This is a genomic window from Gluconobacter vitians (genome assembly GCF_015244565.1).
Classification (GTDB): domain Bacteria; phylum Pseudomonadota; class Alphaproteobacteria; order Acetobacterales; family Acetobacteraceae; genus Gluconobacter; species Gluconobacter vitians.
The window spans coordinates 1-1,415 of record NZ_JABCQG010000070.1 but is presented as its reverse complement, the minus strand read 5'-3'; the positions used below and the strand labels follow the sequence as shown (position 1 = coordinate 1,415).

At 55.0% G+C, this 1,415-nt stretch carries 1 protein-coding gene, 1 tRNA gene and 1 pseudogene; 1 reads left to right on the top strand and 2 read right to left on the bottom strand.

Features of this window, described 5'->3' with window-relative positions; translation table 11 throughout:
• A pseudogene (locus HKD24_RS15065) lies at nucleotides 1-100 on the top strand (IS5-like element ISMex42 family transposase); the annotation flags it as partial.
• Nucleotides 101-233: 133 nt separating this feature from the next.
• Here the strand turns inward: HKD24_RS15065 and HKD24_RS15060 are convergent.
• Both HKD24_RS15060 and HKD24_RS15055 read right to left on the bottom strand, forming a co-directional pair.
• Entirely contained in the window at nucleotides 234-1,112 is an 879-nt protein-coding gene (locus HKD24_RS15060) for a hypothetical protein (RefSeq protein ID WP_194260964.1), read from the bottom strand.
• 199 nt (nucleotides 1,113-1,311) lie between these two features.
• Nucleotides 1,312-1,388 (bottom strand) — tRNA-Met (locus tag HKD24_RS15055).
• Between the last annotated feature and the right edge of the window lie 27 nt (nucleotides 1,389-1,415).

The window sequence follows — 1,415 nt, the reverse complement described above, 5'->3', positions numbered from 1 at the left end:
CAAGGAGTGGCGTGCAGTCGCGACCAGATACGAAAAAACAGCGGCGTCATTCCTTGCCGTCATACACATCGCTGCTGCTGCAGACTGGATCAAGTGCTAACAGGCCCTAATGTCTCAGCGAAAATGGCAAACTCTACATCTTTTCATCCCATAGCCGACTTTCCGTATCCCCCCCCCCCCCCCATAATTGCCCTTCCCCGCTGATATTTTCACGTGGAAGGGCGATATCTTCCTCAAGCGTTTTTAACCCAGAACCTCGTTGTCGCATTTCTCCGCGAGGTCCATCCAGCCTGCCGCATGGCTTGAGCAAGTGCCCGTTGATGGATCGTAGACAATGGCCATTGATACTGAAGTAAACCTTCGACCACCAACCGTGAGGTGATGTGGCCTTTTTGAGAGGTAGCCCAGACTTCGAGCGCTTCGGGCATCCGGGCGTCGAGCCGCTCCTCGAATGTCGGAAGCTGCTGAGGAGGAGCTGGTAGTGGTGGCGCCCGCTCCTGCTCTTCCCGTGAGGAATAAAACTCCTCTGCGATGATCGAGATACGCTCATCGGGAGTTTCAGACGTTTTGCGCAGTGTCCCGAACAGATGCTCGGCCAGAAATTCAGCGTGCTCACGAAGGGTCAACTCTGCTTCCGGGTTAGCAATCGCCCCGGTCTCGATTTCCTCCCATGCTTTACCCAACCCGATGGGTTCCCAATAGCCGCGGGAGTAATGCTCCGCCAGGTTCTCCTGAGTGACCGCCATCCACCGGCCTTGTATCACGTTGAAAATTTCAATGCGTTCGGGAAGGCATTTCCGTCGCCGGCTTTCCCTTAGCCATTCCCTGCGTTTTTCCTCATTATGTACGGGAGAGTCGCCGCGCTGCTGCAGATCATAAGGCTGCCTACTGGCCTTACTCCGGACATCTTTCCATATCTCGCCTAGATCACCGAAGCCTCGGACGGACAGCGGACAGAGTTCCAGGATATTTTCCGTAGTGGCCAGACACCACCGCCAGGTAATGATGTTCCATACCAGAAGACGGTCAGTCTTTGGCTGATATCTGGTATTGCGTGCCAACCATTCCCTCTGGTTTGGCCCCGACAGCATTCTCACTGCGTCATCGCGCATGATGATATTCCTCATTGGTTTCCAAGTTTCGTTCTGAACGGATCTGAGAAACCGGTTGAGGCGGCCCTGTTGGCCATGGCACGATGCGGATGCGCGCAATCGCCCGGCCCTCTTTCGAAGGTCGGGACGCATGTAACTGTCTGATGTGCCAGTATTTCATGGCGATCAGACGTCGATTTGTAGTGATTTATGATGGAAGTGGTTGCGGGGGCAGGATTTGAACCTGCGGCCTTCAGGTTATGAGCCTGACGAGCTACCGGGCTGCTCCACCCCGCGGTGGTGTTGGTGATGTTGGGGGATTTT

What these genes read in the sequence shown, in the direction of transcription:
- HKD24_RS15060 (WP_194260964.1), bottom strand. Translation starts at nt 1,112, where the DNA reads ATGCGCGATGACGCAGTGAGAATGCTGTCGGGGCCAAACCAGAGGGAA.